Source organism: Pseudomonas sp. Root562, from assembly GCF_001427125.1.
Taxonomy (GTDB): Bacteria; Pseudomonadota; Gammaproteobacteria; order Pseudomonadales; family Pseudomonadaceae; genus Aquipseudomonas.
The window spans coordinates 341019-367742 of record NZ_LMGK01000024.1; the positions used below are offsets into that span (position 1 = coordinate 341019).

Annotated in this window: 32 protein-coding genes; 15 read left to right on the top strand and 17 right to left on the bottom strand. The window is 57.9% G+C overall.

Annotated features, from left to right (window positions below; genetic code table 11):
- Window positions 1–111: 111 nt before the first annotated feature.
- A complete protein-coding gene (locus ASD60_RS23170; RefSeq protein ID WP_056856207.1) occupies window positions 112–321 on the bottom strand; it encodes a Cro/CI family transcriptional regulator in 210 nt (69 codons plus the stop codon).
- A 118-nt stretch (window positions 322–439) separates the two neighbouring features.
- Here ASD60_RS23170 and ASD60_RS23175 point away from each other — a divergent pair, with 118 nt between their 5' ends.
- The 12 genes from ASD60_RS23175 to ASD60_RS23230 all read left to right on the top strand — a co-directional run bounded on the left by ASD60_RS23175 (window position 440) and on the right by ASD60_RS23230 (window position 6823).
- The gene (locus ASD60_RS23175; RefSeq protein ID WP_056856208.1) at window positions 440–1237 is read left to right on the top strand and encodes a LexA family transcriptional regulator; all 798 of its coding nucleotides are present in this window, start codon (window positions 440–442) and stop codon (window positions 1235–1237) included.
- Between the two features lie 145 nt (window positions 1238–1382).
- Entirely contained in the window at window positions 1383–1583 is a 201-nt protein-coding gene (locus ASD60_RS23180) for a hypothetical protein (RefSeq protein ID WP_056856209.1), read from the top strand.
- On the top strand, window positions 1580–1951 hold the full coding sequence (locus ASD60_RS23185) for a hypothetical protein (RefSeq protein ID WP_056856210.1): 372 nt from the start codon (window positions 1580–1582) through the stop codon (window positions 1949–1951). The genes ASD60_RS23180 and ASD60_RS23185 overlap by 4 nt, the downstream gene beginning before the upstream one ends.
- Window positions 1952–1961: 10 nt before the next feature.
- The gene (locus tag ASD60_RS23190; RefSeq protein WP_056856211.1) at window positions 1962–2243 is read left to right on the top strand and encodes a phage antirepressor KilAC domain-containing protein; all 282 of its coding nucleotides are present in this window, start codon (window positions 1962–1964) and stop codon (window positions 2241–2243) included.
- Window positions 2240–2623: a hypothetical protein gene (locus ASD60_RS23195; protein ID WP_056856212.1), complete on the top strand. Its 384-nt coding sequence runs from the start codon at window positions 2240–2242 to the stop codon at window positions 2621–2623. Before ASD60_RS23190 ends, ASD60_RS23195 begins: the two co-directional genes overlap by 4 nt.
- A complete protein-coding gene (locus tag ASD60_RS23200; RefSeq protein ID WP_056856213.1) occupies window positions 2620–2862 on the top strand; it encodes a pyocin activator PrtN family protein in 243 nt (80 codons plus the stop codon). The genes ASD60_RS23195 and ASD60_RS23200 overlap by 4 nt, the downstream gene beginning before the upstream one ends.
- Before the next feature lie 59 nt (window positions 2863–2921).
- Window positions 2922–3263 (top strand): hypothetical protein, encoded by a 342-nt coding sequence (locus tag ASD60_RS23205; RefSeq protein ID WP_056856214.1) that lies wholly within the window; start codon window positions 2922–2924, stop codon window positions 3261–3263.
- A 49-nt stretch (window positions 3264–3312) separates the two neighbouring features.
- Window positions 3313–4122 carry a DUF2303 family protein gene (locus ASD60_RS23210; protein ID WP_056856215.1) on the top strand — a complete coding sequence of 270 codons (810 nt, stop codon included), beginning with the start codon at window positions 3313–3315 and terminating at the stop codon, window positions 4120–4122.
- Between the two features lie 80 nt (window positions 4123–4202).
- Window positions 4203–4703 carry a hypothetical protein gene (locus tag ASD60_RS23215; protein WP_056856216.1) on the top strand — a complete coding sequence of 167 codons (501 nt, stop codon included), beginning with the start codon at window positions 4203–4205 and terminating at the stop codon, window positions 4701–4703.
- Window positions 4700–5245 carry a hypothetical protein gene (locus ASD60_RS23220; RefSeq protein WP_056856217.1) on the top strand — a complete coding sequence of 182 codons (546 nt, stop codon included), beginning with the start codon at window positions 4700–4702 and terminating at the stop codon, window positions 5243–5245. Before ASD60_RS23215 ends, ASD60_RS23220 begins: the two co-directional genes overlap by 4 nt.
- Before the next feature lie 166 nt (window positions 5246–5411).
- On the top strand, window positions 5412–5609 hold the full coding sequence (locus ASD60_RS23225; protein WP_056856218.1) for a hypothetical protein: 198 nt from the start codon (window positions 5412–5414) through the stop codon (window positions 5607–5609).
- Window positions 5576–6823, top strand: a complete 1248-nt coding sequence (locus ASD60_RS23230; protein WP_056856219.1) for a site-specific integrase — start codon at window positions 5576–5578, stop codon at window positions 6821–6823. Before ASD60_RS23225 ends, ASD60_RS23230 begins: the two co-directional genes overlap by 34 nt.
- 85 nt (window positions 6824–6908) lie before the next feature.
- Here ASD60_RS23230 and ASD60_RS23235 read toward each other — a convergent pair whose 3' ends face one another.
- On the bottom strand, window positions 6909–7430 hold the full coding sequence (locus tag ASD60_RS23235; protein ID WP_056856220.1) for a hypothetical protein: 522 nt from the start codon (window positions 7428–7430) through the stop codon (window positions 6909–6911).
- Window positions 7388–7675 carry a type II toxin-antitoxin system TacA family antitoxin gene (locus ASD60_RS28540; protein WP_082557653.1) on the bottom strand — a complete coding sequence of 96 codons (288 nt, stop codon included), beginning with the start codon at window positions 7673–7675 and terminating at the stop codon, window positions 7388–7390. The genes ASD60_RS23235 and ASD60_RS28540 overlap by 43 nt, the downstream gene beginning before the upstream one ends.
- Window positions 7676–8143: 468 nt before the next feature.
- Here ASD60_RS28540 and mutS point away from each other — a divergent pair, with 468 nt between their 5' ends.
- Both mutS and fdxA read left to right on the top strand, forming a co-directional pair.
- Complete coding sequence (gene mutS, locus ASD60_RS23240) at window positions 8144–10711, top strand: DNA mismatch repair protein MutS (protein ID WP_177336600.1); 2568 nt, start codon at window positions 8144–8146, stop codon at window positions 10709–10711.
- Between the two features lie 141 nt (window positions 10712–10852).
- Window positions 10853–11176, top strand: a complete 324-nt coding sequence (gene fdxA, locus ASD60_RS23245) for a ferredoxin FdxA (protein ID WP_056856222.1) — start codon at window positions 10853–10855, stop codon at window positions 11174–11176.
- A gap of 482 nt (window positions 11177–11658) precedes the next feature.
- Here fdxA and rpoS read toward each other — a convergent pair whose 3' ends face one another.
- The 8 genes from rpoS to ASD60_RS23290 all read right to left on the bottom strand — a co-directional run bounded on the left by rpoS (window position 11659) and on the right by ASD60_RS23290 (window position 18793).
- Window positions 11659–12666 carry an RNA polymerase sigma factor RpoS gene (gene rpoS / locus ASD60_RS23255; RefSeq protein ID WP_056856224.1) on the bottom strand — a complete coding sequence of 336 codons (1008 nt, stop codon included), beginning with the start codon at window positions 12664–12666 and terminating at the stop codon, window positions 11659–11661.
- A 104-nt stretch (window positions 12667–12770) separates the two neighbouring features.
- Window positions 12771–13628: a peptidoglycan DD-metalloendopeptidase family protein gene (locus ASD60_RS23260; RefSeq protein WP_056856225.1), complete on the bottom strand. Its 858-nt coding sequence runs from the start codon at window positions 13626–13628 to the stop codon at window positions 12771–12773.
- Window positions 13629–13839: 211 nt separating this feature from the next.
- Window positions 13840–14475, bottom strand: a complete 636-nt coding sequence (locus tag ASD60_RS23265; protein ID WP_177336601.1) for a protein-L-isoaspartate(D-aspartate) O-methyltransferase — start codon at window positions 14473–14475, stop codon at window positions 13840–13842.
- 41 nt (window positions 14476–14516) lie between these two features.
- Window positions 14517–15266 carry a 5'/3'-nucleotidase SurE gene (surE, locus tag ASD60_RS23270; protein ID WP_056856227.1) on the bottom strand — a complete coding sequence of 250 codons (750 nt, stop codon included), beginning with the start codon at window positions 15264–15266 and terminating at the stop codon, window positions 14517–14519.
- On the bottom strand, window positions 15254–16312 hold the full coding sequence (gene truD / locus ASD60_RS23275; RefSeq protein ID WP_056856228.1) for a tRNA pseudouridine(13) synthase TruD: 1059 nt from the start codon (window positions 16310–16312) through the stop codon (window positions 15254–15256). Before truD ends, surE begins: the two co-directional genes overlap by 13 nt.
- The gene (ispF, locus tag ASD60_RS23280; RefSeq protein ID WP_034149878.1) at window positions 16309–16782 is read right to left on the bottom strand and encodes a 2-C-methyl-D-erythritol 2,4-cyclodiphosphate synthase; all 474 of its coding nucleotides are present in this window, start codon (window positions 16780–16782) and stop codon (window positions 16309–16311) included. Before ispF ends, truD begins: the two co-directional genes overlap by 4 nt.
- 41 nt (window positions 16783–16823) lie before the next feature.
- A complete protein-coding gene (fghA, locus tag ASD60_RS23285; protein WP_056856229.1) occupies window positions 16824–17672 on the bottom strand; it encodes an S-formylglutathione hydrolase in 849 nt (282 codons plus the stop codon).
- A gap of 8 nt (window positions 17673–17680) precedes the next feature.
- Window positions 17681–18793: an S-(hydroxymethyl)glutathione dehydrogenase/class III alcohol dehydrogenase gene (locus tag ASD60_RS23290; protein ID WP_056856230.1), complete on the bottom strand. Its 1113-nt coding sequence runs from the start codon at window positions 18791–18793 to the stop codon at window positions 17681–17683.
- 107 nt (window positions 18794–18900) lie between these two features.
- On the opposite strand from ASD60_RS23290, the gene ASD60_RS23295 reads away from it, so the two are divergent.
- The gene (locus ASD60_RS23295) at window positions 18901–19797 is read left to right on the top strand and encodes a LysR substrate-binding domain-containing protein (protein ID WP_056856231.1); all 897 of its coding nucleotides are present in this window, start codon (window positions 18901–18903) and stop codon (window positions 19795–19797) included.
- A gap of 170 nt (window positions 19798–19967) precedes the next feature.
- On the opposite strand, the gene ispD is transcribed toward ASD60_RS23295, so the two are convergent.
- From ispD to tilS, 6 genes are all read right to left on the bottom strand, one after another.
- Complete coding sequence (ispD, locus tag ASD60_RS23300; RefSeq protein ID WP_056856232.1) at window positions 19968–20675, bottom strand: 2-C-methyl-D-erythritol 4-phosphate cytidylyltransferase; 708 nt, start codon at window positions 20673–20675, stop codon at window positions 19968–19970.
- Window positions 20672–20950: a cell division protein FtsB gene (ftsB, locus tag ASD60_RS23305; protein ID WP_056856233.1), complete on the bottom strand. Its 279-nt coding sequence runs from the start codon at window positions 20948–20950 to the stop codon at window positions 20672–20674. Before ftsB ends, ispD begins: the two co-directional genes overlap by 4 nt.
- Before the next feature lie 171 nt (window positions 20951–21121).
- Window positions 21122–22411, bottom strand: a complete 1290-nt coding sequence (eno, locus tag ASD60_RS23310; RefSeq protein WP_056856234.1) for a phosphopyruvate hydratase — start codon at window positions 22409–22411, stop codon at window positions 21122–21124.
- Between the two features lie 156 nt (window positions 22412–22567).
- The gene (kdsA, locus tag ASD60_RS23315; RefSeq protein WP_008057333.1) at window positions 22568–23413 is read right to left on the bottom strand and encodes a 3-deoxy-8-phosphooctulonate synthase; all 846 of its coding nucleotides are present in this window, start codon (window positions 23411–23413) and stop codon (window positions 22568–22570) included.
- Between the two features lie 4 nt (window positions 23414–23417).
- Complete coding sequence (locus ASD60_RS23320) at window positions 23418–25049, bottom strand: CTP synthase (RefSeq protein WP_056856235.1); 1632 nt, start codon at window positions 25047–25049, stop codon at window positions 23418–23420.
- A gap of 274 nt (window positions 25050–25323) precedes the next feature.
- On the bottom strand, window positions 25324–26670 hold the full coding sequence (gene tilS, locus ASD60_RS23325) for a tRNA lysidine(34) synthetase TilS (RefSeq protein ID WP_056856236.1): 1347 nt from the start codon (window positions 26668–26670) through the stop codon (window positions 25324–25326).
- Between the last annotated feature and the right edge of the window lie 54 nt (window positions 26671–26724).

Sequence of the window (26724 nt, forward strand, 5' to 3'; positions counted from 1 at the left end):
CCATAAGACGGGGTAATCCCTATCCTACGACCACGACCGATGTACATGTGCTATGTGTCGTCGTAGCTGGGCTGGGGGATCTTTGGTGAGAGGCCCCAGCCTGGCACCTTTTTAAGCAGCCTTGGGCTTGCGGCGCGATCCGATTGGTCGAATCTCTACCGCCGAACATGCCCCTTTCTCATCAATCCGCACGCGGATATCCCGAGCCGAATTGAGCATTTGAGATACAGCGCTTTGCGATACCCCAATGAGTAACGCCAGCTCTGGTTGAGTCTTTCCCTCGGCAAAATCCTCCAGAGGGATACCTATTTCGTTAGCCATCCACGTTTCCTCGAATGGGCGTTGCGGTATGGATATTAGTGTTACTTCTTTTAAACGGCAAGATAAAAAGACGTATAGCTGTTTTGAAAAAATAAGTCGCCCTTATAAATTGAGAGGCATGATTACTCTCAATCCCTTTGTTGCCGACGACGAGACCAAAAAAGCCGAAGCTGCACGCCTGAAAGCTATTTATCAGGATCGCAAACGGAAGGACTCGACTCTTACCCAGGAAAAAATCGCCGATCTGTGCGAATGGTCTGGGCAAAGCGTCGTCAGCCAGTATTTAAATGGCCGAATCCCTCTGAACCTCGGCGCACTAATCAAATTTGCGAACGTGCTGGGCTTTTCGCTTGATGAGGTCAGCCCCCGCTTGGCTGCCTTTGCCGAAATGCCTCGCCTCCGGTCATCACAGGCACCAGCAGAAAGCCCCCGAAATGCTGATTGGGAACTGCATCCGATTGAGGTGTGGGACGACGACACCCCACTCGGCCCCGATGAAGTAGAGCTGCCGTTTTTCAAGGAAGTGGAATTGTCTGCGGGTAAAGGATCCGAGGTAATGCTTGAGACAAACGGTCGAAAACTACGTTTCGGAAAGCGAACCCTCAAAAGGAAAAGCATCGACCCAGCAGCCGCAGGATGCGTCCCAGTCACCGGAAATAGCATGGAACCAGTACTCCCCGATGGCAGTACTGTCGGCGTAGATACGGCGAACACAACCATTCAAGACGGCAAGATGTATGCGATTGATCACGATGGTCAGCTACGTGTGAAACTTCTCTATCCTCTACCAGGGTCAGGCCTTCGCCTACGCAGCTATAACACCGAAGAGCACCCTGACGAGCGATATGACGGCGATTATGTGCAACAGCACATACGTGTTATCGGCAAAGTATTTTGGTACTCAGTGATGCTCTGAGCCCTCCAGCATCGAAGGCCCTAGCGGGCCTTTTTTTTCGTCTACTAATTTTATTTCGCTGCTTTTATAAGTGTTACTGTTGACTTATTAAATCAGTGATACTAATTTTGCACTGGTATCTACCTCTCACCAAAGAGCACGAGCCATGCAAACCACACAGCACAGCAACACGCGCTGCCCCGTCTACCTGCACCCGTCCGCGTGCAGTACTCGCGCCGCCGTCGAAGCCATCCAGCGCCAAACCGGCCTGCTGGTGATCACCACCGCGAAAGGCCGTAGTGCAGCAGTTGAGCCCACCAGCACCGCCACCGATAGCTCGTGGCCTTTCGGGGGTGACGCAGCATGAATAGCTACCTCATTCCCCTCGCGAAACAAGAGTTATTGCACCAAGTGCTGCAATGCGGCGGCGCTGCCGTGTGCCCGCTCCAGCGGCCAGAGCAAACCATCCACGCGAAATTCGAAGTCGAGCTCACGGACACCACGGCAGTCATCAACGTTGACCTCGGCGGCCACACCGGCGAACTGACCCTCAAACGGGCGGATCGGGCCAACCACCTGCACCTGCGGGATTTCATTCAGGACATCGCCAACGGCCGAATCGAGTCTGCCCAATCCGCGCCACCAGGACAGATCGGCCGTTTGGCGCAAATCGATCAAGCCTTGGTCGACTCGGAAGCGTTGCTAGACCGTGTTCGCAAACTGATTGCCGCCTGAGGACAGCGCCATGAACCGCACCCTGGACGAAACGGCCGCCGTGCTCGGCCTCAAACCCCGGAAGTTTCGCGAGCAACTGCGCGCACTCCGCGTGCTGACCCAAAGCGGCGATCTCGCAAGCCAGCACCGCGATCGTGGCTACCTGTTCTCCGATCCCCGCAGCCGCTGGAATGACAACATCAAAGCCTACAGCCACTACGCCGTGATCATGGTCACAGAGCGCGGCGTGGACTGGCTCGCGAAGCAGCTGAGCATCGGCATCAAGACACATAACAAGGACGCTGCTGCATGACTACCAACTACTACAACGCCTACACCCAAGCGCTCGGCGCCCTTCGACTGATTCCGATCTACCTGGACAGCGTAGGTGTTGTCAGCCGCGCAACGCTCATTGGTGCCGCAAGCGAAGCCATTGACCTGCTCGGCAGCATCCCGTGCCGCACTATCGAACTGGCCGAAGTGTTCCGCTGCGTCAATAACGTCATCCAAGACGGCCAAGTGGCCTACGTGACACCGACCAACTCACCCGAGTACCCGTTCGGCGCCGTCGTAACAGACGCCAAAGGCCAGATCTGCGCAGCCGCCATGGGCAAGAGCAAAGAAGGCCTCGCCGAATTAATCCGCCTCAAGTTGGTGCCCCAATCGGAGGGGTTCGGGGAGGACGCAGCGTGAGCAACACACTCGACCAGCTGCGCCGACAGTTCGCCACGCCCTGCCCGACCTTGTCAGCAGTACGCGAACAGTACTTCACGCACATCCGCACCGACCGCTATCTGCTGGAAGAGATCAAGGCCGGCCGCATCGCGCTTGTCGTGAAGCGCCTGCACGACTCGGCACGAGCAAAGCGCGTGGTTTACCTGCACGACCTGGCCGCCTTCCTCGACGCCCAAGCGGCGAAGCAAGCAGCCTGATTCAACGGTGGCCCCTGCCGCTCGGGGGTAAACAAAACAAACCCAATGAGGCACAGCACATGAAAGCCACAGACACGAATGATTTCTTCAACTCACTCAACGCTGGCGTCTTTGCCCAGCAAATCGGCCAGGCCCTGTCGAACGTCGCCGCCGGCGTTATCGACTACGGCAAGGCCGGTGAAGTGACCATCAAGTTGAAGATGAAGCAAATCGGTCAGAGCAACCAGGTTGCCGTCAGCCACACCCTCGACTTCGCCCAGCCCACCAAACGCGGCAAGTTGCGCGAAGACTCCACGCTGGATACGCCGCTGTATCTCACCCCACAAGGGTTGACGCTGTTTCAAAACGATCCGACAGCCCAGCTCTTCAAGAGTGAAGACACCCCAGTAAACGCTCGCTAACACGCGGCTGCACGCGCCACCAAATCCTCTCACCAAAAAGGAAGCATCAATGCCACTCGCTAAAGACGCACTCGAACACATTCTGGCTCAAGCACACGCAGCCACCGCCCTGCCCCATACACTGGTCCCCGTCACCGCCTTACCTACCGACGTCAAAATTCATAGCTTGGAAGTGTTCCAAGCCCTCCGCTCTCGCTTTCGGGGCACGCTCAACACCAACAGCCTTAGCGACTTCGCCACCTACACCATTTCCCGTAATGGTCCGGAGGCGCAAGGCTTCGTCAATCAAGACGACATGAGCTGCAAGGTGTTCTTCAACCTGGGCGACGAAATCACCCCGGGCCACGCGGACGATGTTGCGATCCTGAAACTCAAACCCACTGCTGCGTACAAGGCACTGCAAGAAATTGCGGGCAAGAAGCTCAGCCAGCGCGACCTGGCCGAATGGATCGAGGATTGGCACCTGAACCTCCAAGCCACACAGGAGGGCGGCAAGTCCATGACCATCAGTGCGGCCGTGGCCAGCGTCCGCAACATCACCATCAAAGCCTCGGCAAGCTCCACCAACAGCGAGCACAACTTCGGCGCATCCCGTAGCGCTATGGACAGCATCGAAGCAGCCAGCGCCGAGAGCCGTATCGAGGCGCTGCATTTTTCGCTGACCCCATACGAAGGCCTGGGCACCCGCGTGTTCACCTTGAAGCTCAGCATCTTGACCGGCGATGACAAACCAACCCTGAAGCTGCGCTGGGCCGGCGAAGAACAGCAGGTCGAAGAGATCGCCCAAGAGTTCAAAACGACACTCGCCAAAGAAGTTGGCGGCGCCGCCACGCTGACCCTAGGCACCTTCAGCGCATAACCACCACTCCACGTAGCAACACTCGCCGCCGGCCTCTCACCAACGATCCCGACGGCGGGCTCTACCGAGGAACACAGCACATGCAAACACAACACCTGATCATCATCGCCACCGGTTCAGCGCTGGGGCTGCTGCTGATGACCCACTTCATCCGTAAAGCGATTCGAAAGGCCTTCGCGCGAGGCGTCACATCCCAAGCCACGTACCACCGGAAACGTGTAGCAGCGTTAACCGCAGACATCACTCGCCTGGTCAATGTAGGCCTTGACCGAGATGAACGCCATCAGCGGGAAATCAGAGCGCTGAAAGCTGATCACCTCGCCACCTACAACCTCTCGCAGCATGCAGTCGTCCCAATCTTTACCGAAAAAGATCAGCAACTCCTCTTGCAAGTGCATGCGTCACTGTCACTGGCTAAACAAACCTGGCGCGTAATGCCCGGCACTGAGCCTATGCAAGCAAAAGCTGAGCGCCAAGCAGCAGCTGCACTGGAACTTGCGGCCCGCATCATGAATACCATTGAGCCAGCACCGGTTTACGAAATGCCGCAGAACGCCGTTCTGCCAGGAGCCGCCGCATGAGCTGGATCCTCACCCACAGCGGCCGCCAGTTCAACCTGCTGAAGCCAACCGCCGCCATGATCAGCCCCCACGATATTGCTCACGCTTTGGCTGGCCTGTGCCGCTTCAATGGGCACACGCACACCCACTACAGCGTGGCCCAACACAGCATGATCGTGTGCGACCTGGTACCGCAAAAGGACCAGCTCGCCGCCCTCATCCATGATGCTACCGAAGCCTACCTGGGCGACGTGACTCGCCCGCTCAAGGAATTGATTCCAGAGTACAAAGCCATCGAGCAACGTGTCTGGCACGCAGTCTGCGAGCGTTTCAACATTGAACCGGCTTTACCCGAGAGTGTCGTCCGCGCCGATCTGGTGGCCCTTGCCACTGAACGCCGCGACCTGATGCCCGAACACGCCGGCGAATGGCATTGCCTGAAAGGCATTCCAACAATGCCCGAGCGCATCACCCCGCTGCCCGCCAAAGAAGCGAGCATTCAGTACTTCTCCCGCCTGATGGAGTTGATGCAGGGTGATCACCGCCGGAGGATGACGGCATGATCCAGCTTCGGCGAACAGCTCGGATACGCCAAGGCCAAATGCCGCCCCTTGATCTGAACGTCATTTGCGACAAATGCGATAAGTCGCGAGCACATGGCAACCACCAACGATGCAGCAAGTTGCGCCAAGCCGAAGGCATCTCACGACGCGCAGGGGAGCAAGCACCATGAGCCTTCCACGCTGGGTAATGATCAACCGCGCATCCGAACTCACTGGCTACAGCGAAGACGCCATACGCCACAAAGTAAAGAACGGTACCTGGGCTCAGGGCCGAATCTGGCGAAAAACACCAGACGGCCGTATCGCAATCAACATGACGGAGTACGACAAGTGGGCCGAGAGCGCACCGCAGGAAGCGGCATAGAAGCCGAGCTGGCCAAGCACAAAGGACTCGAACTCCATGGCGGATACATCCGCGTCGTGTTCATGTGGCGGCGAATCCGATGCCGCGAATCCCTCGGCCTACCGGTAACCAAAGCCAATATCAAACACGCTGCCCTACTCCGGGCGGCAATTACTCACGAGATCAAAACAGGCCGCTTCGACTACAGCCGACACTTCCCAGATTCAAAGAACGCAACCAATTACAGCAGTGTGAAGGACGAACGCCTTGACGCCCTAATGGCACGCTACAAGCCATTGAAGGCCGTTGACCTCACTCCGATGACGGAAGAGAAGTACAGCTACGCGCTCGACATCTGCACCGAACTGCTGGGGCCTGACCGATTGGCGGGCATACTTTTACCTGAAGATATACAGCTACTCAGGACCCAACTGATCGCCACCCGAGCCCCCTCAACCGCAAATCATTACCTCGCCACGTTTGCCGGCTTCCTTGCATGGTGCGAAAACAATAGTTACTGCCGCAAAGGCCTGTCCGCAGCATGCACACGGTTTGCGATGATTGGCCGCGAACCGGATCCATTGACCAAGGGAGAATTTGAACAGTTGATAAGCAAGGGCTGCCTCCATATGCAGGACGCCGCCGCGATCACCCTCGCCGTTTACACAGGCCTTCGCCCGGGCGAGCTATGCGCACTTGCCGTCGAGGACATCGACCTAGTCGCTGGGCAAATCAATATCACCAGGGCAATCACAGCAGACGGCACATTCAAAGTCCCCAAGACCGGTAAGCCTCGGGCAATACTTCTGATGCCGCCAGCGATCGCAGCCTGCAAAACTCTGATGGAGTTAGTTGCCGATCACGCACGACGCGACATCGAGGTCTACATGAACCGACATGAAAGCCGCAGGGAAATGGTAACGCCTCTGCTATCCCCTACAACCCAAGCCAGAAAGAAAGTTATCAACCCTTGGTTCGTCCCCACATCGTGGAACACTAAATGGGCCGCCATTCAGCGTCGATCTGGAATTCGCCCGCGCAGGCCGTATCAAACGCGCCATACCTATGCCTGCTGGTGTCTGACAGCTCGCGGTAACCTTGCATTCATCGCGAAACAAATGGGTCACAAGGACTTCACCATGCTGGTGGAGGTTTACGCTAAGTGGATGGATGATGAGTCTGAAACCGAACTCGTCCACATATGGAAAGGAATTCAAAGGGTTGCTCAACAATAGACCGGTGCTAACACAGCCATCTTAAGCAGCAAATATGGGATACATAGAAACCCCCGCCGGCGAACCGGCGGTTGTCAGGGGCCTGCTAGCGCAGGGAAAGCATCATTGTAAGCGGCGACAGATCAGGGCACTGCTGAAAACCTGCGTGTTTCGCATAGAACTCAGCGAGCTTATCGTCGAGCGGATGAACCAGAACAGCCGAAGTACCAACCGAGTCCGATGCGAGAATGCACCGACGGATGGCGTCTTGCAGGAGGTCAACAGAGTAACCATAACCCTGAGCGGCCATGCTCACGCCCATACGCCCAAGAATGGTAACTGGGTGCGCGTTAGGCGAGTTCCGCTGGAAGCTCTTTGGTACGACGTGTTGCCGAGCAACCGATCCGGCGGACAATGTGTAGTAACCAGCAACGCGATTGGTACCCGCGAAGCAAGTCACATAAACCACCGCTTGCTTGTGGTCTTGAGCTTTCCGAGCACTCTTATGAAGGTAGTCGTTAATCGACGACTCTCCACAGTCGAACTCAGTGAAATCATGGAAATTGTTCAGCTTTACAGGCTTGCTCAGCTCCACCGGGCTGGTCTGGACATCAGTTTCTGTAGACATTTGTTGCTCCTTATTGAGTTGGCATCGAGTGCCTGCTCAAAGCGGTCAAATGCTTCGTCACTGAGAATAAACAACTGTCGATCCATGATTACGTCTTCTGCCCGCTTGCAAGCGGCGTCCAAAATAAAGCTGGTTCGATCTGTTCCCAACAACTCCACTGCCGCATCGATCAGGCTTCGTTTTTTCGTGTCAACCCGCATGTTTATAGGTACGGGCTTTTCACGTTCTAATATTTGAGTATTCATAATTTGGTCTTTCTCCGGGCCTTGCCTAATATGTCTGGTTCTGAATCGCCTCCTTATAGTGGTCGTCGGCCACGCACGTTGCGGTTATCTATGAACATTTTGCGATCCTCGCTTTTTCAATTTGGCCCCCTTTGGGCCTGGTAATAGTGAGGTGCTATACCCCACAAGAAGAATACTAGCATCAGCGTGTATCCGTTGTATAGCTGTATATGCAAATGACTTACAATTTTCTCCTATCCGGTTGAAAGACCTAGCCCTGCAATTACCCCATGCCGTGTTACCCTTGCGTCCATTATTAAGACAAATTTCTCAGTCGGCAGGATGGCTCAAATGTCGTGCTGTTGGGTCGCGATATAGCGAAGTGCCTAGAGCTGCATTCACCTCGTTACTGAAAAACCCAAACCAAAAAGCCCCATTCCTGCCCCACCCACTCGAAAAATTAACGCTAAGTCACTGATGAATAAAGCAATTTCAGACTTAACCAGCCACACGCCGATGATGCAGCAGTACTGGCGCCTGAAAAACCAGCACCCGGACCAATTGATGTTCTACCGCATGGGTGACTTCTACGAGATCTTCTATGAAGACGCGAAGAAGGCCGCCAAGTTGCTGGACATCACCCTGACCGCTCGCGGCCAGTCGGCCGGGCAGGCGATTCCGATGTGCGGGATTCCTTACCATGCCGCCGAAGGTTATCTGGCGAAACTGGTGAAGCTTGGCGAGTCGGTGGTGATCTGCGAGCAGGTCGGAGACCCGGCCACCAGCAAGGGACCGGTAGAGCGTCAGGTGGTGCGGATCATTACGCCGGGGACGGTGAGCGATGAAGCGCTGCTGGACGAGCGTCGTGACAACCTGATCGCCGCCGTGCTGGGCGATGAGCGCCTGTTCGGCCTGGCGGTGCTGGATATCACCAGCGGCAATTTCAGCGTGCTGGAAATCAAGGGCTGGGAAAATCTGTTGGCGGAACTGGAGCGGGTCAATCCGGTGGAGCTGTTGATTCCGGACGACTGGCCAAAAGACCTGCCGGCGGAAAAACGCCGTGGGGTTCGTCGTCGTGCACCGTGGGATTTCGAACGCGACTCGGCGCTGAAAAGTCTTTGCCAGCAGTTTTCCACCCAGGACCTCAAAGGTTTCGGCTGCGAAAACCTGACCCTGGCCATCGGTGCCGCCGGTTGTCTGTTGGCCTATGCCAAAGAAACCCAGCGCACCGCCCTGCCCCACTTGCGCAGCCTGCGCCACGAGCGTCTGGACGATACCGTGGTGCTGGACGGTGCAAGTCGGCGCAACCTGGAGTTGGACACCAACCTGGCGGGCGGTCGCGACAATACGCTGCAATCGGTGGTCGATCGTTGCCAGACCGCCATGGGCAGCCGCCTGCTGACTCGCTGGCTGAACCGCCCGCTACGGGACCTGACGGTTTTGCTGGCACGCCAGACCTCGATCACCTGCCTGCTCGACGGCTACCGTTTCGAAAAGCTGCAACCGCAGCTCAAGGAAATCGGCGACATCGAGCGGATTCTCGCGCGAATCGGCTTGCGCAACGCGCGCCCGCGAGACCTTGCGCGCCTGCGCGATGCCCTCGGTGCACTGCCGGCGCTGCAAGTGGCAATGACCGAACTTGAAGCCCCGCACCTGCAGCAACTGGCGACGATCACCAGCACCTACCCGGTACTGGCCGCGCTGCTGGACAAGGCCATTATCGATAATCCGCCTGCGGTGATCCGAGATGGCGGCGTGTTGAAGACCGGTTACGACAGTGAACTCGACGAGCTGCAATCGCTCAGTGAAAACGCCGGACAATTCCTGATCGACCTCGAAGCCCGCGAAAAGGCCCGCACCGGCCTGTCGCACCTCAAGGTCGGCTATAACCGCATTCACGGTTATTTCATCGAGTTGCCGAGCAAGCAGGCTGAATCGGCACCGGCCGACTACATCCGTCGTCAGACCCTCAAGGGTGCCGAGCGCTTTATCACGCCGGAACTCAAGGCTTTCGAAGACAAGGCACTGTCGGCCAAGAGCCGTGCCCTGGCTCGTGAAAAAATGCTCTACGAAGCCTTGCTTGAAGACCTGATCTCGCAATTGCCACCCTTGCAAGACACCGCCGGCGCCCTGGCCGAGCTGGACGTTTTGAGCAACCTGGCCGAGCGTGCCTTGAACCTCGACCTGAACTGCCCGCGGTTCGTCAGCGAGCCGTGCATGCGCATCACCCAGGGTCGTCATCCGGTGGTCGAGCAGGTTCTGACCACACCGTTCGTGGCCAACGATCTGAGCCTCGACGACAACACGCGCATGCTGGTGATCACCGGTCCGAACATGGGCGGTAAATCCACTTACATGCGCCAGACGGCGTTGATCGTACTGCTGGCGCATATCGGCAGCTTCGTGCCGGCGGCCAGTTGCGAACTGTCGCTGGTCGACCGCATCTTCACCCGGATCGGTTCCAGCGATGACCTGGCCGGTGGCCGCTCGACCTTCATGGTCGAAATGAGCGAGACCGCCAACATCCTGCATAACGCCACCGAGCGCAGCCTGGTGCTGATGGACGAAGTCGGACGCGGCACCAGTACTTTCGACGGTTTGTCCCTGGCCTGGGCCGCCGCCGAGCGTCTCGCGCATTTGCGTGCCTATACGTTGTTCGCCACCCACTACTTCGAGCTGACAGTCCTGCCGGAAGCGCAACCTCTAGTGGCCAACGTGCACCTCAATGCCACCGAGCACAACGAACGCATTGTCTTCCTGCACCACGTGCTGCCGGGGCCTGCGAGCCAGAGCTACGGTCTGGCCGTGGCACAGTTGGCTGGTGTGCCCAGCGAAGTGATCGTCCGCGCCCGCGAGCATCTGAGCCGACTGGAAGACACCGCCCTGCCCCATGAAGCGCCGAAACCTGTCAAAGGCAAACCGGCCGCGCCGCAGCAGAGCGACATGTTCGCCAGCCTGCCGCACCCGGTGCTGGATGAGCTGGCCAAACTCGATCTGGACGACATGACGCCACGTCGTGCACTCGAAATGCTCTATACACTAAAGACACGGATCTAACGCATAGCCTTGCAAGCTGTTAGAATCTCGCGCGGTTTGGGATGCTGCACGCTATAGCCTGGCCTGCAGACTATCGCTCCCAAACCTTGCGACCCCCACGTGAAGGGGCGCAGCAAGCCGCGCCTGAGGAGAAAATTAGAAATGACCTTCGTCGTCACCGACAACTGCATCAAGTGCAAGTACACCGACTGCGTAGAAGTCTGTCCGGTGGACTGCTTTTACGAAGGCCCGAATTTCCTGGTGATTCACCCGGATGAGTGCATCGACTGCGCACTGTGCGAACCTGAATGCCCTGCCGTGGCCATCTTCTCCGAAGATGAAGTGCCTGCCGGTATGGAAAACTTCATTGCGCTGAACATGGAATTGGCCGAAGTCTGGCCAAATATCACCGAACGCAAAGATCCGCTGCCGGATTCGGCTGACTGGGATGGCAAGCCGGGCAAGCTCGAACACCTAGAACGCTGATTACCCCCGCGTTCCCAAAAAAGGCCCCACAAGGGCCTTTTTGCTTTTCTGCAGGCAAAAAAAGGGGCGGTTTGACCCGCCCATTTTTTTCCTTATTCCCTGTGTTCCCTTTCATCGTCCTGATGAATCGCGTCCTGCGATGTCCATTCCCCTCGTCCTTGAAGGGCGTGTCTGTCCGTCGACACAACCCCGATACTAGAGCGTTCCTCGCCAAGAGCAATGACCCTTCTACGCTGGAATTCCCTGTCATATTCCGTCAACTTAAAAATAATCCATTTATTATCAACACGATAACCAGGCATGAAGACAATCATGGCTGTCTGGCGCGGTGTAAAAAAACTGAACACTTACGCAAGAGTAAGCAAAGACTTACATCACCAGACGACAAACCTGCGGTATTACCCTCCTCACTGAAATTCGAATATCCAGATAACAAAAAGCCCCGAACATTCGGGGCTTTTTGTTATCTGCACGGGAAGCGCTTATTGGAACAGCGACTCACTGGAAAGGCCGTTTTTCTCCAGGATTTCCCGCAGACGCTTCAGGCCTTCAACCTGAATCTGTCTGACCCGTTCCCGGGTCAGGCCGATTTCAAGGCCTACGTCTTCAAGGGTGCTGCTCTCGTGGCCACGCAGACCGAAGCGGCGTACCACCACTTCACGCTGCTTGTCGGTGAGTTCGGAGAGCCATTGATCGATGCTCTGGGACAGGTCGTCATCCTGCAACAGTTCACATGGATCGGTTGGACGATCATCGGTGAGAGTGTCCAGCAGGGTTTTATCCGAATCCGGCCCCAGCGAGACGTCGACCGAAGAAACCCGCTCGTTGAGACCCAGCATGCGCTTGACCTCCGCTACCGGTTTTTCCAGCAGGTTGGCGATTTCTTCGGGTGAGGGTTCATGGTCAAGTTTTTGCGTCAGCTCCCGTGCAGCCCGCAGGTACACATTGAGCTCTTTGACCACATGGATCGGCAACCGGATGGTCCGGGTCTGATTCATGATCGCGCGTTCGATGGTTTGACGAATCCACCAGGTCGCATAGGTCGAAAAGCGGAAGCCGCGTTCAGGGTCGAACTTCTCCACCGCCCGGATCAGGCCGAGGTTGCCCTCTTCGATCAGGTCCAGTAGCGACAACCCACGATTGACATAACGCCGGGCGATTTTCACCACCAGCCGCAAGTTACTTTCAATCATGCGTTTGCGCCCGGCCGGATCGCCACTTTGCGACAAGCGCGCAAAATGAACTTCCTCTTCGGGGGACAACAGGGGGGAAAAACCGATTTCATTGAGATACAGCTGCGTGGCATCAAGTGCACGCGTGTAGTCAATGTACTTGTGTTGTTTCAACGATGCGGAGTGTTTGGATTTGGCACGAACGGAAGGTGGAGCCGCCCCTTCATCATTCGACATCGAATCCGTCCCGATGCCGGTCTCCATCAGGAGAACCTCATCGTCGATGTCAAACTCCGGCACTTCTTTACTGAGAGCCATTGTTATAGTCCTTTGGTGAGTTCGACCTCAAGCTCAAGCGGCGCCTTTATCCTTGGCAACGCTGGAGCCTGTCCCCTCTACGCGACGGAACAGGCTGGTAGCGATCAACGGCGTGGCAGGAATTGCAGCGGATCTACAGGTTTACCCTGGCGGCGAATCTCAAAATGCAGTTTCACCCGGTCTGTACCCGTGGACCCCATTTCGGCAATTGTCTGTCCGACCTTGACCTGCTGCCCCTCCCGAACCAACAGCCTGCGGTTATGTCCGTAGGCACTGACGTAGGTTTCACTGTGTTTGATGATGACTAATTCGCCGTAGCCCCTTAAGCCACTCCCGGCGTATACCACCGTCCCATCAGACGCAGCTAAAACAGGCTGTCCCAAATCCCCGGCGATATCAATTCCTTTATTCAAACTACCGTTTGAAGAGAATTTTCCAATCAAAATGCCATTGGATGGCCATCCCCAGCCGGTCGGGGCTGGCCCGGCTGGAGGCAATGGAGCAGGTGTCGGCTTGTTGGCGACGGACGGTACAACCGTGGTCGTGGTCGGGGTGGAACCGTCAACCGGACGCCGAATGACCGTGGTTTTACTCGAGGACGACGGCGATGAACTGGTCGAACTCACTACCGCCGTCGGCGTTGAACCGGTACGACCGTCAAAGCGAATCGTCTGACCCGGGCGAATGGTGTAAGGCGCAGGAATGTTGTTGCGTGCCGCCAGAGCCTTGTAGTCCCACCCGTAGCGGAAGGCGATCGAGAACAGGGTGTCTTTTGGTCGAACCACGTACTGACCGGTTGTCACAGCCGGGCGCTGGGGCGCGGCATTGTTGCGATCGACAACGCGGACATCACTGGATTTGGTGCTGGAACACCCCGCCAGCAAGGTGCTCAAAACAAGGCCAGTCACCAGGCGCTGAAAGCTCGTTGTACCCATACGCTGCGCAATGACTGTGAGACTCACCCGCCGCTCCCTTTGTGGTGGCTGAAAATGTGATTTGCCGTGATCCGGCATGCTGTGTCGCCAGTATAACGGGCCGTGCAGGCTTTACCCTTATTGAAGCGATTTGGGCTTGCGCACACGTTTGCTGCTCGACAAAACAACCCGTTTAACCATTCGACGCCGCTGTAAGACAGAGGCAATCGAAGAGAATTCAGCGCATCGAAACAAATGCTCAGGCCAGTGGCCCATTGAGCAAGGGAACGAAGCGTACATTCCCCAGAACGCGTCTGGAAAAGCCCTGTTCTTCCCTGATGATCAGCAGTAATTGTTGAACCTCTCCAGAGCCGACCGGAATCACCAGACGCCCCCCGGGTGCCAGTTGGTCGAGCAAGGCCTGAGGGACATCGGTGGCCACCGCCGTCACGATGATGCCGTTGTATGGCGCCAACGCTGGCCAGCCCTCCCAGCCATCGCCCCAGCGAAACACCACGTTGCGCAGGTTCAACTCGACCAGGCGTTCCTTGGCCCGGTCCTGCAGCACCTTGATGCGCTCGACGGAAAACACCCGCTCCACCAGTTGCGACAGCACCGCCGTCTGGTATCCGGAACCGGTGCCGATTTCCATGACCTTGTCCAAAGGTCCGGCTTCGAGCAGCAACTCGCTCATGCGAGCCACCATGTAAGGCTGGGAGATGGTCTGGTTATGGCCAATCGGCAGCGCCGTGTCCTCATAGGCCCGGTGCGCCAGTGCCTCGTCGACGAACAGGTGACGTGGCGTACGACGGATGACTTCCAGCACCTTGGCGTTGGAAACCCCTTCTTCATAAAGTCGCTGGATAAGCCGCTCGCGGGTCCGTTGCGAGGTCATGCCTATGCCGCGATGCAGCATATCGTCTTGTCCGCGAGTCATCAGCGCAGCCCCTCCAGCCAGCCATCGAGACTTCTGAAGGCATCATTGAAGGTGCGATCCAGTTGCAGTGGCGTGATGGACACGTAACCTTGCATTACCGCGTGGAAATCGGTGCCCGGACCGCCGTCTTCTGCATCTCCGGCAGCGGCGATCCAGTAACCGGACTTGCCGCGCGGGTCGACGACTTTCATCGGCGCAGCGGCGCGGGCGCGATGCCCGAGGCGGGTCAGCTGGATGCCGCGGATGTGCTCCAGTGGCAAGTTGGGAATGTTCACATTCAGTACCGTGCGCGGTGGAAGGTCGAGATCGACGTGGGCCTCGACCAGCTTGCGCGCAAAATACGCCGCCGTGGGAAGGTTATCGACCTGACGAGAGACCAACGAAAAGGCAAACGCAGGACGCTCCAGGAAACGCCCTTCCAACGCTGCCGCCACCGTGCCGGAATACAACACATCGTCACCCAGGTTGGCGCCCAGGTTGATTCCGGAAACCACCATATCCGCTTCACGGTCCAGCAAGCCGTTGAGGCCCAGGTGCACGCAATCGGTCGGAGTGCCGTTGATGCTGATAAAACCGTTGGCCAGCGTCTGCGGGTGCAACGGCCGGTCGAGCGTCAGCGAACTGCTGGCGCCGCTTTTGTCCTGGTCCGGGGCGATAACCACGCATTCGGTGTAATCCGCCAGCGCAGCATAAAGCGCGGCGAGACCGGGTGCGGTTACCCCATCGTCGTTAGAAATCAGAATACGCATGGGCTGTCCGTCTGCCCCACCGGCACCAGATCAACAAGCTCGCGCACCAATACAGTGGCGAAGCATCCGGCCGGCAGGACGAATTCCAGTTGCAGAATGTCAGGCTCGGGATAATGCCACGTCAACCCACCAATGGGCAGCCGCAGGATGCGACGTTCGTGGCTCATACCGGCGTTAATCAACCAATCGCGAAGATCTGCCTCGCGCGCAGCGATTGCCTGCTCCAGTTCATGGACAACGCCCGTGGCCGGCGAGTCACCTTCGCCCCACTGCGGCCCTGTCGGATGCAAGTCAAGAATCGCCAGGCGTGGGTCGCTGCACTCGGCAACACCTGCCGGAAAAAAACTGCGGCTATCGGTGAACGCCAGCAAGTCACCGACCTGTGCACGCTGCCAGGTGCCGTCGGCGACACGCGCGGCCAAGACCTGGTTGAACAGAAAACTGCGGGCCGTGGACAGCAGACGCGAACGCACGTTGCGTTGTTCCGGCAAGGCCTTGCGTGCGGCCCAGGCACGGGCGTCAACTACGTTACCGCCGTCATGCCCGAAGCGCTGCGCACCGAAATAATTGGGGATGCCCTGCCGGGTGATCAGTTGCAGGCGCTGTTCGATGGCAGCCTTGTCACCGGCGAACTGGGTAAGCCGCAGCGTGAAACCGTTGGCCGAGTGCGCACCGCGTTGCAGCTTGCGCTTGTGCCGGCTGGTCTTGAGAATTTTCAGCGTGTCGTTTTCTGCGGCCGACAGATCCGGATCGGCCTTGCCCGGCAGTTGCACGCTGAACCACTGACGCGTCAGCGCCTGGCGATCCTTGAGCCCGGCATAACTGACCGTGCGCAAAGGTACACCTGCTGCCTTGGCAATCCGTCGTGCCGCCTCTTCAGTATTCAGACCGCGCTTTTCCACCCAGATCCACAGGTGTTCGCCGTCGCCACTCAAGGGAATATCAAGGACTTCGTCGACCTGGAAATCTTCAGCGATGGCTTTCAGTACCGCGGTGCCCAGGGGCTCACCGTAGGCGCGCGGGCCAAGCAATTGCAGTTCGTTCATGCGCGCAGCAACAAGGCAACGGAATGCACGGCGATGCCTTCTTCGCGACCGACAAAGCCGAGCTTTTCGGTGGTGGTAGCTTTTACGTTCACTTGATCCAACTCAACTTGAAGATCCGCGGCAATCAGCGCACGCATCGATTCGATATGCGGAGCCATTTTCGGCGCCTGGGCGACGATGGTGTTATCGACGTTGCCAACCTTCCAGCCTTTGGCGTGGATCAGTGCGACGACATGACGCAATAGCGCACGGCTGTCGGCACCCTTGAATTGCGGGTCGGTGTCCGGGAAATGCTTGCCGATATCACCCAGCGCAGCAGCGCCGAGCAAGGCATCGCTCAAGGCGTGCAGCAGGACGTCACCGTCGGAATGAGCGAGCAGCCCGAAGCTGTGTGCGATGCGCACGCCGCCCAGAGTAATGAAATCGCCTTCAGCGAAACGGTGCACATCATAGCCGTGGCCAATACGCATAAAAAAACGCCCCGATTTTTGTCAGGGCGTGATTCTACCTGCTATTGACCTGCTAGAGCATGCGCGTGATGCCGCAAGTGATCATCGATAAAGCTGGCGATGAAGAAATAGCTGTGGTCGTAACCGGGCTGCAGGCGCAACGTCAGTGGATGACCGGCCAGTTTGGCCGCCTGTTGCAAGGCTTGCGGCTTGAGCTGAGTGGCGAGGAAATCGTCGCGATCACCTTGGTCCACCAGCAGCGGCAGCTTCTCGTCAGCCTCGGCAATCAAGGCACAGGCATCCCATTCGCGCCATTTCGAACGGTCCTCTCCCAGATAACGGGAAAAGGCCTTCTGCCCCCACGGGCAGTCCATCGGATTGTTGATCGGCGAAAACGCCGACACTGACAGATATCGCCCCGGATTGCGCAAGGCACATACCAGCGCACCGTGACCGCCCATGGAGTGACCGCTGATGCCGCGCTTTTCGGATGCGGGGAAATGCGCCTCAACCAAAGCGGGCAATTCCTGCACAACATAGTCATGCATCCGATAGTGCCGCGACCACGGTTCCTGCGTGGCATTCAGATAAAACCCGGCACCGAGACCAAAGTCCCACGCACCATCAGGATCCCCCGGTACATCAGGACCGCGAGGGCTGGTGTCTGGTGCGACGATGATCAGCCCCAGTTCGGCGGCCATGCGCAGGGCGCCGGCCTTTTGCATGAAGTTCTCGTCAGTGCAGGTCAGGCCGGACAGCCAGTACAGCACCGGCAGCTTGCCACCCTGCTCCGCTTGCGGCGGCAGGTACACGGCAAACACCATGTCACAGCCGAGCACTTCGGAGCGATGGCGATAGCGTTTGTGCCAGCCGCCAAAACTCTTCTGGCAGGAGATATTTTCCAGGCTCATGGCAGACCTCAGAAATGGATGACAGAGCGGATGCTTTTTCCTTCATGCATCAGGTCGAAAGCCTTGTTGATATCTTCCAGGCCCATGGTGTGGGTGATGAAAGTATCCAGCGGGATCTCGCCGGTCTCAGCCATTTCCACGTAGCTTGGCAACTCGGTACGGCCACGTACGCCACCGAACGCCGAACCGCGCCAGACGCGGCCGGTGACCAATTGGAACGGACGGGTGGCGATTTCCTGACCGGCACCGGCCACACCGATGATCACCGACTCGCCCCAACCCTTGTGGCAGCATTCAAGCGCAGCACGCATCAGTTGCACATTGCCGATGCACTCGAACGAGAAGTCGACGCCGCCATCGGTCATGTCGACGATGACTTCCTGGATCGGACGGTCGAAGTCTTTCGGGTTTACACAATCGGTTGCACCCAGCTGTTTGGCGATCTCGAATTTGGCCGGGTTGATGTCGATGGCAATGATCCGACCAGCCTTGGCTTTCACCGCACCGATGATGGCAGAAAGACCGATGCCGCCAAGGCCGAAAATGGCCACGGTATCACCGGGTTTCACCTTGGCAGTGTTGAGCACCGCACCAATACCGGTGGTGACACCGCAACCCAGCAGGCAAACTTTTTCCAGCGGCGCTTCCTTGGCAATTTTGGCGACGGAGATTTCCGGCAGCACGGTGTACTCGGAAAACGTCGAGGTGCCCATGTAGTGGAAAATCGTTTCGCCCTTGTAGGAGAAACGCGAAGTGCCGTCAGGCATCAGGCCTTTGCCCTGGGTTGCGCGAATCGCCTGACACAGGTTGGTCTTGCCCGACAGGCAGAATTTGCACTGGCGGCATTCCGGGGTGTACAGCGGAATGACATGGTCGCCGACCGCCACGGAAGTCACACCTTCGCCGATCGCTTCGACAATCGCCCCGCCTTCGTGACCCAGAATCGACGGAAAGATGCCTTCCGGATCAGCGCCCGACAACGTGTAGGCGTCGGTATGGCAGACACCCGAGGCCACCACGCGCAGCAAGACTTCACCGGCTTTGGGCATGGCGACATCGACCTCAACGATCTCCAGAGGTTTCTTGGCCTCGAAGGCAACGGCAGCGCGCGACTTGATCATGGTGATGCTCCAGTGAATAAAAACGAGACAAGGAGTGTAATACAGCGCCTTACGGTGAATAATCAGGACAAATGCAAAACATTATTGCCATGCAGGGATAATCTTTGATGTCCGACAACCGCTGGGAAGGCATCGACGAATTCGTCGCCGTCGCTGAATGCAGCCAGTTCACCGCTGCCGCCGAGAGATTGGGCGTTTCTTCCTCACACATCAGTCGACAGATCGTACGCCTTGAAGAGCGCGTGCAAACCCGACTGCTTTACCGCAGTACACGGCGGGTGACACTGACCGAAGCCGGACAGACTTTTCTGCAACATTGCCAACGCCTGCAGGATGGACGCGAAGAAGCGCTGCGCGCGGTCAGCGATCTGACCAGCGAACCCAAAGGCATGTTGCGCATGACCTGCGCGGTGGCTTACGGCGAACGCTTTATCGTGCCGCTGGTTACCCGTTTCATGGGGCTTTATCCGCAACTGCGGATTGACATCGAATTGAGCAATCGCCAACTCGATTTGGTGCATGAAGGCCTCGACCTGGCGATCCGCCTCGGCCGCTTGCAGGACTCAAGACTGGTCGCCACCCGCCTCGCACCACGGCGAATGTTTCTCTGCGCCGCACCGTCCTACCTTGAACGGTACGGCCGCCCACACAGCTTGTCGGAACTGAGCCGTCACAACTGCCTCATCGGCAGCTCTGATCTGTGGCAGCTGGAACAGCACGGGCGGGAATATTCGCAACGGGTGCAGGGAAACTGGCGCTGCAACAGCGGGCAAGCTGTGTTGGATGCTGCGCTACAAGGCGTCGGGTTGTGTCAGTTGCCGGATTACTACGTGCTGGAGCATCTGAAAAGCGGTGCGTTGATTTCTCTGCTGGAGGCGCATCAACCGCCAAACACAGCAGTGTGGGCGCTTTATCCACAGCAGCGGCATCTGTCGCCGAAAGTGCGCAAGTTGGTGGATTATTTGAAGGAAGGGTTGGCCGAAAGGCCGGAGTATCGAAGCTAGACGCTCAACTGCGTGCCAGCAAGAGATCGAGTGCCTGGACTACCGCAATCGCGAGCAGGCTCACTCCTACAGTGGACGGGGGGAGACACACAAATCTTGTGTAAACCAATGAACCTTGTAGGAGTGAGACCGGCTTGCCGGCGATTGGGGCAATACTGAATTCAAGTCAATCAGTGACGATTGGCCCAGCGCTGTCTCAACCATTCAAGATCTTCGGGACGTGTGACCTTGAGATTGTCGGAACGCCCTTCGACAAGGCGTGGCGATGAACCAGCCCACTCCATAGCCGACGCTTCATCAGTGATCACAGCATCCGCCACCAGACTGTCCGCCAACGCCCGATGCAACGCACCAAGTCGAAACATCTGCGGCGTGTACGCTTGCCAGATCACGCTGCGGTCCACGGTTTCGACGACACGTCCGTGTTTATCGACCCGTTTGAGCGTATCCCGCGCTGGAACCGCCAGCAACCCGCCTACCGGATCGTCAGCCAGTTCAGCCAGCAATTTGTCGAGATCGTCACGACTGAGATTCGGTCGCGCCGCATCGTGAACCAACACCCAATCTTCGTCATCGGCACCTTGTGCATGCAGATGCAGCAGGGCATTGAGTACCGAACCGGAACGCTCGGCGCCGCCCTCGACCCGCGTTATACGCGCATCGCCAGCACAAGCCAGGTTAGGCCAATAAGGATCATCGACAGCAAGACTGACCACCAGGCCTTTGAGGCATGGATGATCGAGGAAACAGCCGAGGCTGTGTTCGAGAATTGTGCGCCCGCCCAGTTGCAAGTATTGCTTGGGACGGTCCGCGGCCATACGGGCACCGACGCCCGCGGCAGGAATCACGGCCCAGTAGGCCGGTAACGTCGGGTTCATTGGGCCAACTGGTAAAGGGTTTCACCGTCCTTGACCATGCCCAACTCGTGACGAGCCCGCTCTTCAACGGTCTCCATGCCTTTTTTCAATTCGCTGACTTCAGCGTCCATCACCCGATTGCGCTCAAGCAACACCTGATTCTCAGCTTGCTGATCCGCGATCTGCTGCTTCAGCTCGGCCACTTGCGCCAGACTGCCATTACCCACCCACAGGCGGTACTGCAGGCCAGCCAGCAACAGGAGCAAGACGAGGAACAACCAATTGGGACTGCGCATCGAATATCAGGTATCCAGTGAAAAAAGACAGCCACACCACAACATGAAGCTACTGATAGCACGAAGCCTGGAAAACCCAGGCTTGTGCTGATAAGGCATCAGATTAGTGGCAAAAACCACGCCGTAGCGATTTTTCCGACACAATCCGCTGACTTTTTTTACCCGTACGACTTAGCCGCGGAATTCGCTGCGGCCGTTGTACTTGGCTTTGCCGTTCAACTGCTCTTCGATACGCAGCAGTTGGTTGTACTTGGACACGCGGTCGGAGCGGCACAGGGAACCGGTCTTGATCTGGCCAGCCGAGGTGCCCACGGCCAGGTCGGCAATGGTCGAATCCTCGGTTTCGCCCGAGCGGTGCGAGATCACGGCGGTGTAACCGGCGGCCTTGGCCATCTGGATGGCTTCCAGGGTTTCAGTCAGGGTGCCGATCTGGTTGAACTTGATCAGGATCGAGTTGGCGATCTTTTTATCGATGCCTTCTTTCAGGATCTTGGTATTGGTCACGAACAGGTCGTCGCCTACCAGTTGGGTCTTCTCGCCGATCTTGTCGGTGAGGATTTTCCAGCCAGCCCAGTCGGACTCGTCCAGGCCATCTTCGATGGAGATGATCGGGTAACGCTCGGTCAGGCCTTTGAGGTAGTCGGCGAAACCTTCAGCGGTGAACACCTGGCCTTCGCCGGACAGGTTGTACTTGCCGTCTTCGTAGAATTCGCTGGCCGCGCAGTCCAGGGCCAGGGTCACGTCGGTGCCGAGTTTGTAGCCGGCGTTGGCCACAGCTTCGGAGATCACTTTCAGTGCGTCTTCGTTGGAAGCCAGGTTCGGTGCAAAACCACCTTCGTCACCGACGGCAGTGCTCAGGCCACGGGCCTTCAGTACGGCTTTGAGGTGGTGGAAAATCTCGGTGCCCATACGCAGACCTTCCGAGAAAGACTTGGCGCCAACCGGCTGAACCATGAATTCCTGGATGTCGACGTTGTTATCGGCGTGCTCGCCACCGTTGATGATGTTCATCATCGGAACCGGCATCGAGTAGACACCCGGGGTGCCGTTCAGGTTGGCGATGTGGGCGTACAACGGCAGGTCCTGGTCTTGTGCTGCCGCCTTGGCCGCAGCCAGGGAAACGGCGAGGATCGCGTTGGCGCCCAGGGTGGCCTTGTTTTCAGTACCGTCGAGCTTGATCATCGCCAGGTCGAGGGCTTTCTGGTCACTTGGGTCCATGCCTTTCAACAGGTCCTTGATCGGACCGTTGATGTTGGCTACGGCTTTGAGAACGCCCTTGCCCAGGTAACGGCTCTTGTCGCCATCACGCAGCTCGAGCGCTTCACGCGAGCCAGTGGAAGCACCGGACGGCGCGCAAGCGCTGCCGATGATGCCGTTATCGAGAAGCACATCCGCTTCCACGGTGGGATTGCCACGGGAGTCGAGAACTTCACGACCTTTGATGTCGACGATTTTAGCCATTGTTGTAAACACTCCAAAGTTGACGAAAACGACGCAGCTAGAGGAAATCTTTTACCGTCGGCAAGCGATGTGCAGCGGGCAGTCTTGCGGACGATAAGGCTCAGGCCCGAGGGCCTGAGCGTTAATTCGTGCGGTACTTTACCGGAGAAATGAGGATTACGCGGTTTCTACCGTCGGAAAACTCTTAACCAGTTCGTCCAGAGCTTTGAGCTGGGCCAGGAATGGCTCCAGTTTGTCCAGACGCAAGGCACAAGGGCCATCGCATTTGGCGTTGTCCGGGTCCGGGTGGGCTTCCAGGAACAGGCCGGCCAGAGACTGGCTCATGCCGGCTTTCGCCAGGTCGAGGACCTGGGCACGACGGCCGCCGGCGGAGTCGGCGCGACCACCGGGCATTTGCAGCGCGTGGGTCACGTCGAAGAACACCGGGTACTCGAACTGCTTCATGATGCCGAAGCCGAGCATGTCGACGACCAGGTTGTTGTAGCCGAAGCTCGAACCACGCTCGCAGAGGATCAACTGATCGTTACCGGCTTCGACGCACTTGTTCAGGATATGTTTCATTTCCTGTGGCGCGAGGAATTGGGCTTTCTTGATATTGATCACGGCGCCCGTTTTGGCCATTGCGACCACCAGGTCGGTCTGGCGCGACAGGAAGGCCGGCAACTGGATGATGTCGCAGACTTCAGCGACGACCGCGGCCTGCTCAGGCTCGTGGACGTCGGTGATGATCGGCACGCCGAAGGCTTGCTTGATGTCCTGGAAAATCCGCATGCCCTCTTCCAGGCCGGGGCCACGGTAAGAGGTCACGGAGGAACGGTTGGCCTTGTCGAAGCTGGCCTTGAACACGTAAGGGATACCCAGTTTCTGGGTAACCTTTACGTACTCTTCGCAGACCTGCATCGCCATGTCGCGGCTTTCCAGCACGTTCATGCCACCAAAAAGCACCATTGGCTTGTCGTTGGCAATCTCGATATCGCCTACGCGGATGATCTTCTGCGCCATCGGTTTACGCCTTCTTCTGGTGTTGAGCCAACGCTGCCTTGACGAAACCGCTGAACAACGGGTGACCGTCGCGTGGTGTCGAGGTGAACTCCGGGTGGAACTGGCAAGCCACGAACCATGGATGATCCGGTGCTTCAACCACTTCAACCAGCGCGCCATCACCGGAACGACCGGAGATTTTCAGGCCGGCTTCGATGATTTGCGGCAGCAGGTTGTTGTTCACTTCATAGCGATGACGATGACGTTCGACGATCACGTCCTTGCCGTAGCAACCGTGAACCAGCGAACCCGGCTCCAGCAGGCAATCCTGCGCGCCGAGGCGCATGGTGCCGCCCAGGTCGGAAGCTTCGGTACGGGTTTCGACGGCGCCAGTGGCGTCTTCCCACTCGGTGATCAGACCCACGACCGGGTGACCGCTTGCACGATCGAACTCGGTGGAGTTGGCGTCTTTCCAGCCCATGACGTTACGAGCGAACTCGATCACCGCCACTTGCATGCCCAGGCAGATGCCCAGGTACGGAACCTTGTTTTCACGAGCGTATTGAACGGCAGTGATCTTGCCTTCCACGCCACGCAGGCCGAAGCCGCCCGGAACCAGGATGGCGTCGACGCCTTCGAGCAGCGCGGTGCCCTGGTTTTCGATGTCTTCGGAATCGATGTAGCGCAGGTTGACCTTGGTACGGTTGCTGATACCGGCGTGACTCATCGCTTCGATCAGCGACTTGTAGGCATCGAGCAGCTCCATGTACTTGCCGACCATGGCGATGGTGACTTCGTGCTCAGGGTTGAGCTTGGCGTCGACCACGGCTTCCCACTCGGACAGATCGGCACCGCCACATTGCAGACCGAAACGCTCGACGACGAAATCGTCCAGGCCCTGGGAGTGCAGGATGCCCGGGATCTTGTAGATGGTGTCGGCGTCTTCCAGCGCGATCACCGCACGTTCTTCAACGTTGGTGAATTGCGCGATCTTGCGACGGGAAGAGACATCGATCGGGTGATCGGAGCGGCAGACCAGCACGTCAGGCTGCAGGCCGATGGAGCGCAGTTCCTTGACCGAGTGCTGGGTTGGCTTGGTCTTGGTTTCGCCGGCAGTGGCGATGTACGGCACCAGTGTCAGGTGCATCAGCATCGCGCGCTTGGCGCCGACTTCGAAACGCAACTGGCGGATGGCTTCGAGGAACGGTTGGGATTCGATGTCACCCACGGTGCCACCGATCTCGACCATTGCCACGTCGGCATCGCCTGCACCCTTGATGATGCGGCGCTTGATTTCGTCGGTGATGTGCGGAATCACCTGGATGGTTGCACCCAGGTAGTCACCACGGCGCTCTTTGCGCAGCACATGCTCGTAGACACGGCCAGTGGTGAAGTTGTTGTTCTGGGTCATGGTCGTGCGGATGAACCGCTCGTAGTGGCCCAGGTCCAGGTCGGTCTCGGCGCCGTCGTGGGTGACGAACACTTCACCGTGCTGGAACGGGCTCATGGTGCCCGGGTCGACGTTGATGTACGGGTCCAGCTTCAGCATGGTGACCTTAAGTCCCCGCGCCTCCAGGATGGCCGCCAATGATGCCGATGCAATGCCTTTCCCCAATGAAGAAACAACACCGCCCGTGACGAATATGTAGCGCGTCATGAAAAACCCTAGAAGTCTGCGTTAAAGCGGTCCGAGCCGCCGGGGAAAGCGAAGGAAGGCCGAAGCCCCCGATCACCTGCATTAATCACAGTGCACCTTTCAAAAAAACCGCCGCGTTGGGACAGACCGGAAGATGAAACACCGGTACGTTGCTCGCTACACATTTTTTGGAATCGCCCAGCAAAGACTGCTTGGTAATCGGCAACTCCTGCAATTCAGGCGAATCCACAGAAGTTGTATCAAGAAGGGAGCGTAGTCTACCGGAAAGCCCCTTTCAGCTCAAACCTTGATCTTCGATCGGCGGCTGCCAATGCAATTTCCATTCTCCTGCCTTGCCACCCGCCAGGCCCTGAAGGTTCGCCACCGCCAGCAATTGCTCGCCCTTGAACAGCAGCGGCAATCTGCCGCGCACGAACTGCGGCACACCCCGCTCATTGAACAAACGCTTGAGATCGCGATGACCGCGGTGCGGCAATTCCATGATTTCGCCACCTTCACGATAGCGGATCTGCAAAGGGCCATCGGGCAATTGCCCCGTCAGCGTGAGCACGCCGTTGCCGGGCAATGCCAACGGCAGCGCGGGGTCAGGCCAGTTTCCGGCATCGGGCACCGGCCTCAACCAGATGCCCGACAACCACCACAGGCGCCCACCCGCCCGATGCAATTCGCCATCTGCCAGGCGCCAGATCGGTCGGGCATCGTGCGCTGCATCACGCAAATTGTCCCAACCCGACCAATGGTCACTGTCGGGCAACCTTGTCCGCGGCTCAAGCCAGTGACTGAGCGCGTTGCGTTGCCGGGCAGCGGATAGTTTTTCCAGCGCTACCAGCTCCAGAGACGGCAAGCCCAGCCAATCGAAATCACTTGGCGTGATCGCCTGGCTCAAGTCGATTTGCGCAAGATCATCGAGTAACCCCTGCGCCTCGCTCAGATGCGCAGCACTGCGGGCCATGGTCGCCATCGCTTGCGGCCAGCGCTCCGACAGCACCGGGAACACCTGATGGCGCAGGTAGTTGCGCGAGTACTGCCGATCCTGATTGGAAGGATCCTCGATCCAGCTCAAATGGTTTTCGCTGGCATAGGCTTCCAGCTCGGCCCTCGTGACATCGAGCAATGGCCGCAGTAGATGGCCCTTGCCCAATACACGCTGGCGCGGCATTCCCGACAACCCTCTCACCCCTGCCCCACGCAACAACCGGAACAACAGGGTTTCCGCCTGATCATCGCGGTGTTGCGCGGTCAGCAGTATTTCATTGGCTTGAGTGATCTGGTTGAAGGCGGCATAGCGCGCCTCCCGGGCCGCACGCTCCAGGCTGGCGCCGGGTTGCACCTGTACGTGCACGACGTGTAGTGGCACACCCAAGGCATCACAAACCGACCGACAATGCTCCGGCCACGCATCAGCCACAGCTTGAAGGCCGTGATGAACATGAATGGCGCTTAGCGTCGGCAGGGATTCGGTTTTTGCGAGGTGTACGAGAAGGTGCAACAAAACGGTGGAGTCGAGACCACCAGAGAAGGCGATGCACCAAGCGGAGGCGTTGCGCCAAGCGGAGGCGTTGCGCCAGCGCTTCAGATTCAGCAAGAGTCTGGAAGGCAAATCAATTCCGGGCCGATCCATATATGTCCCTTTGCACAAATCAAATGTGGGAGCGAGCCTGCTCGCGATAGCGGT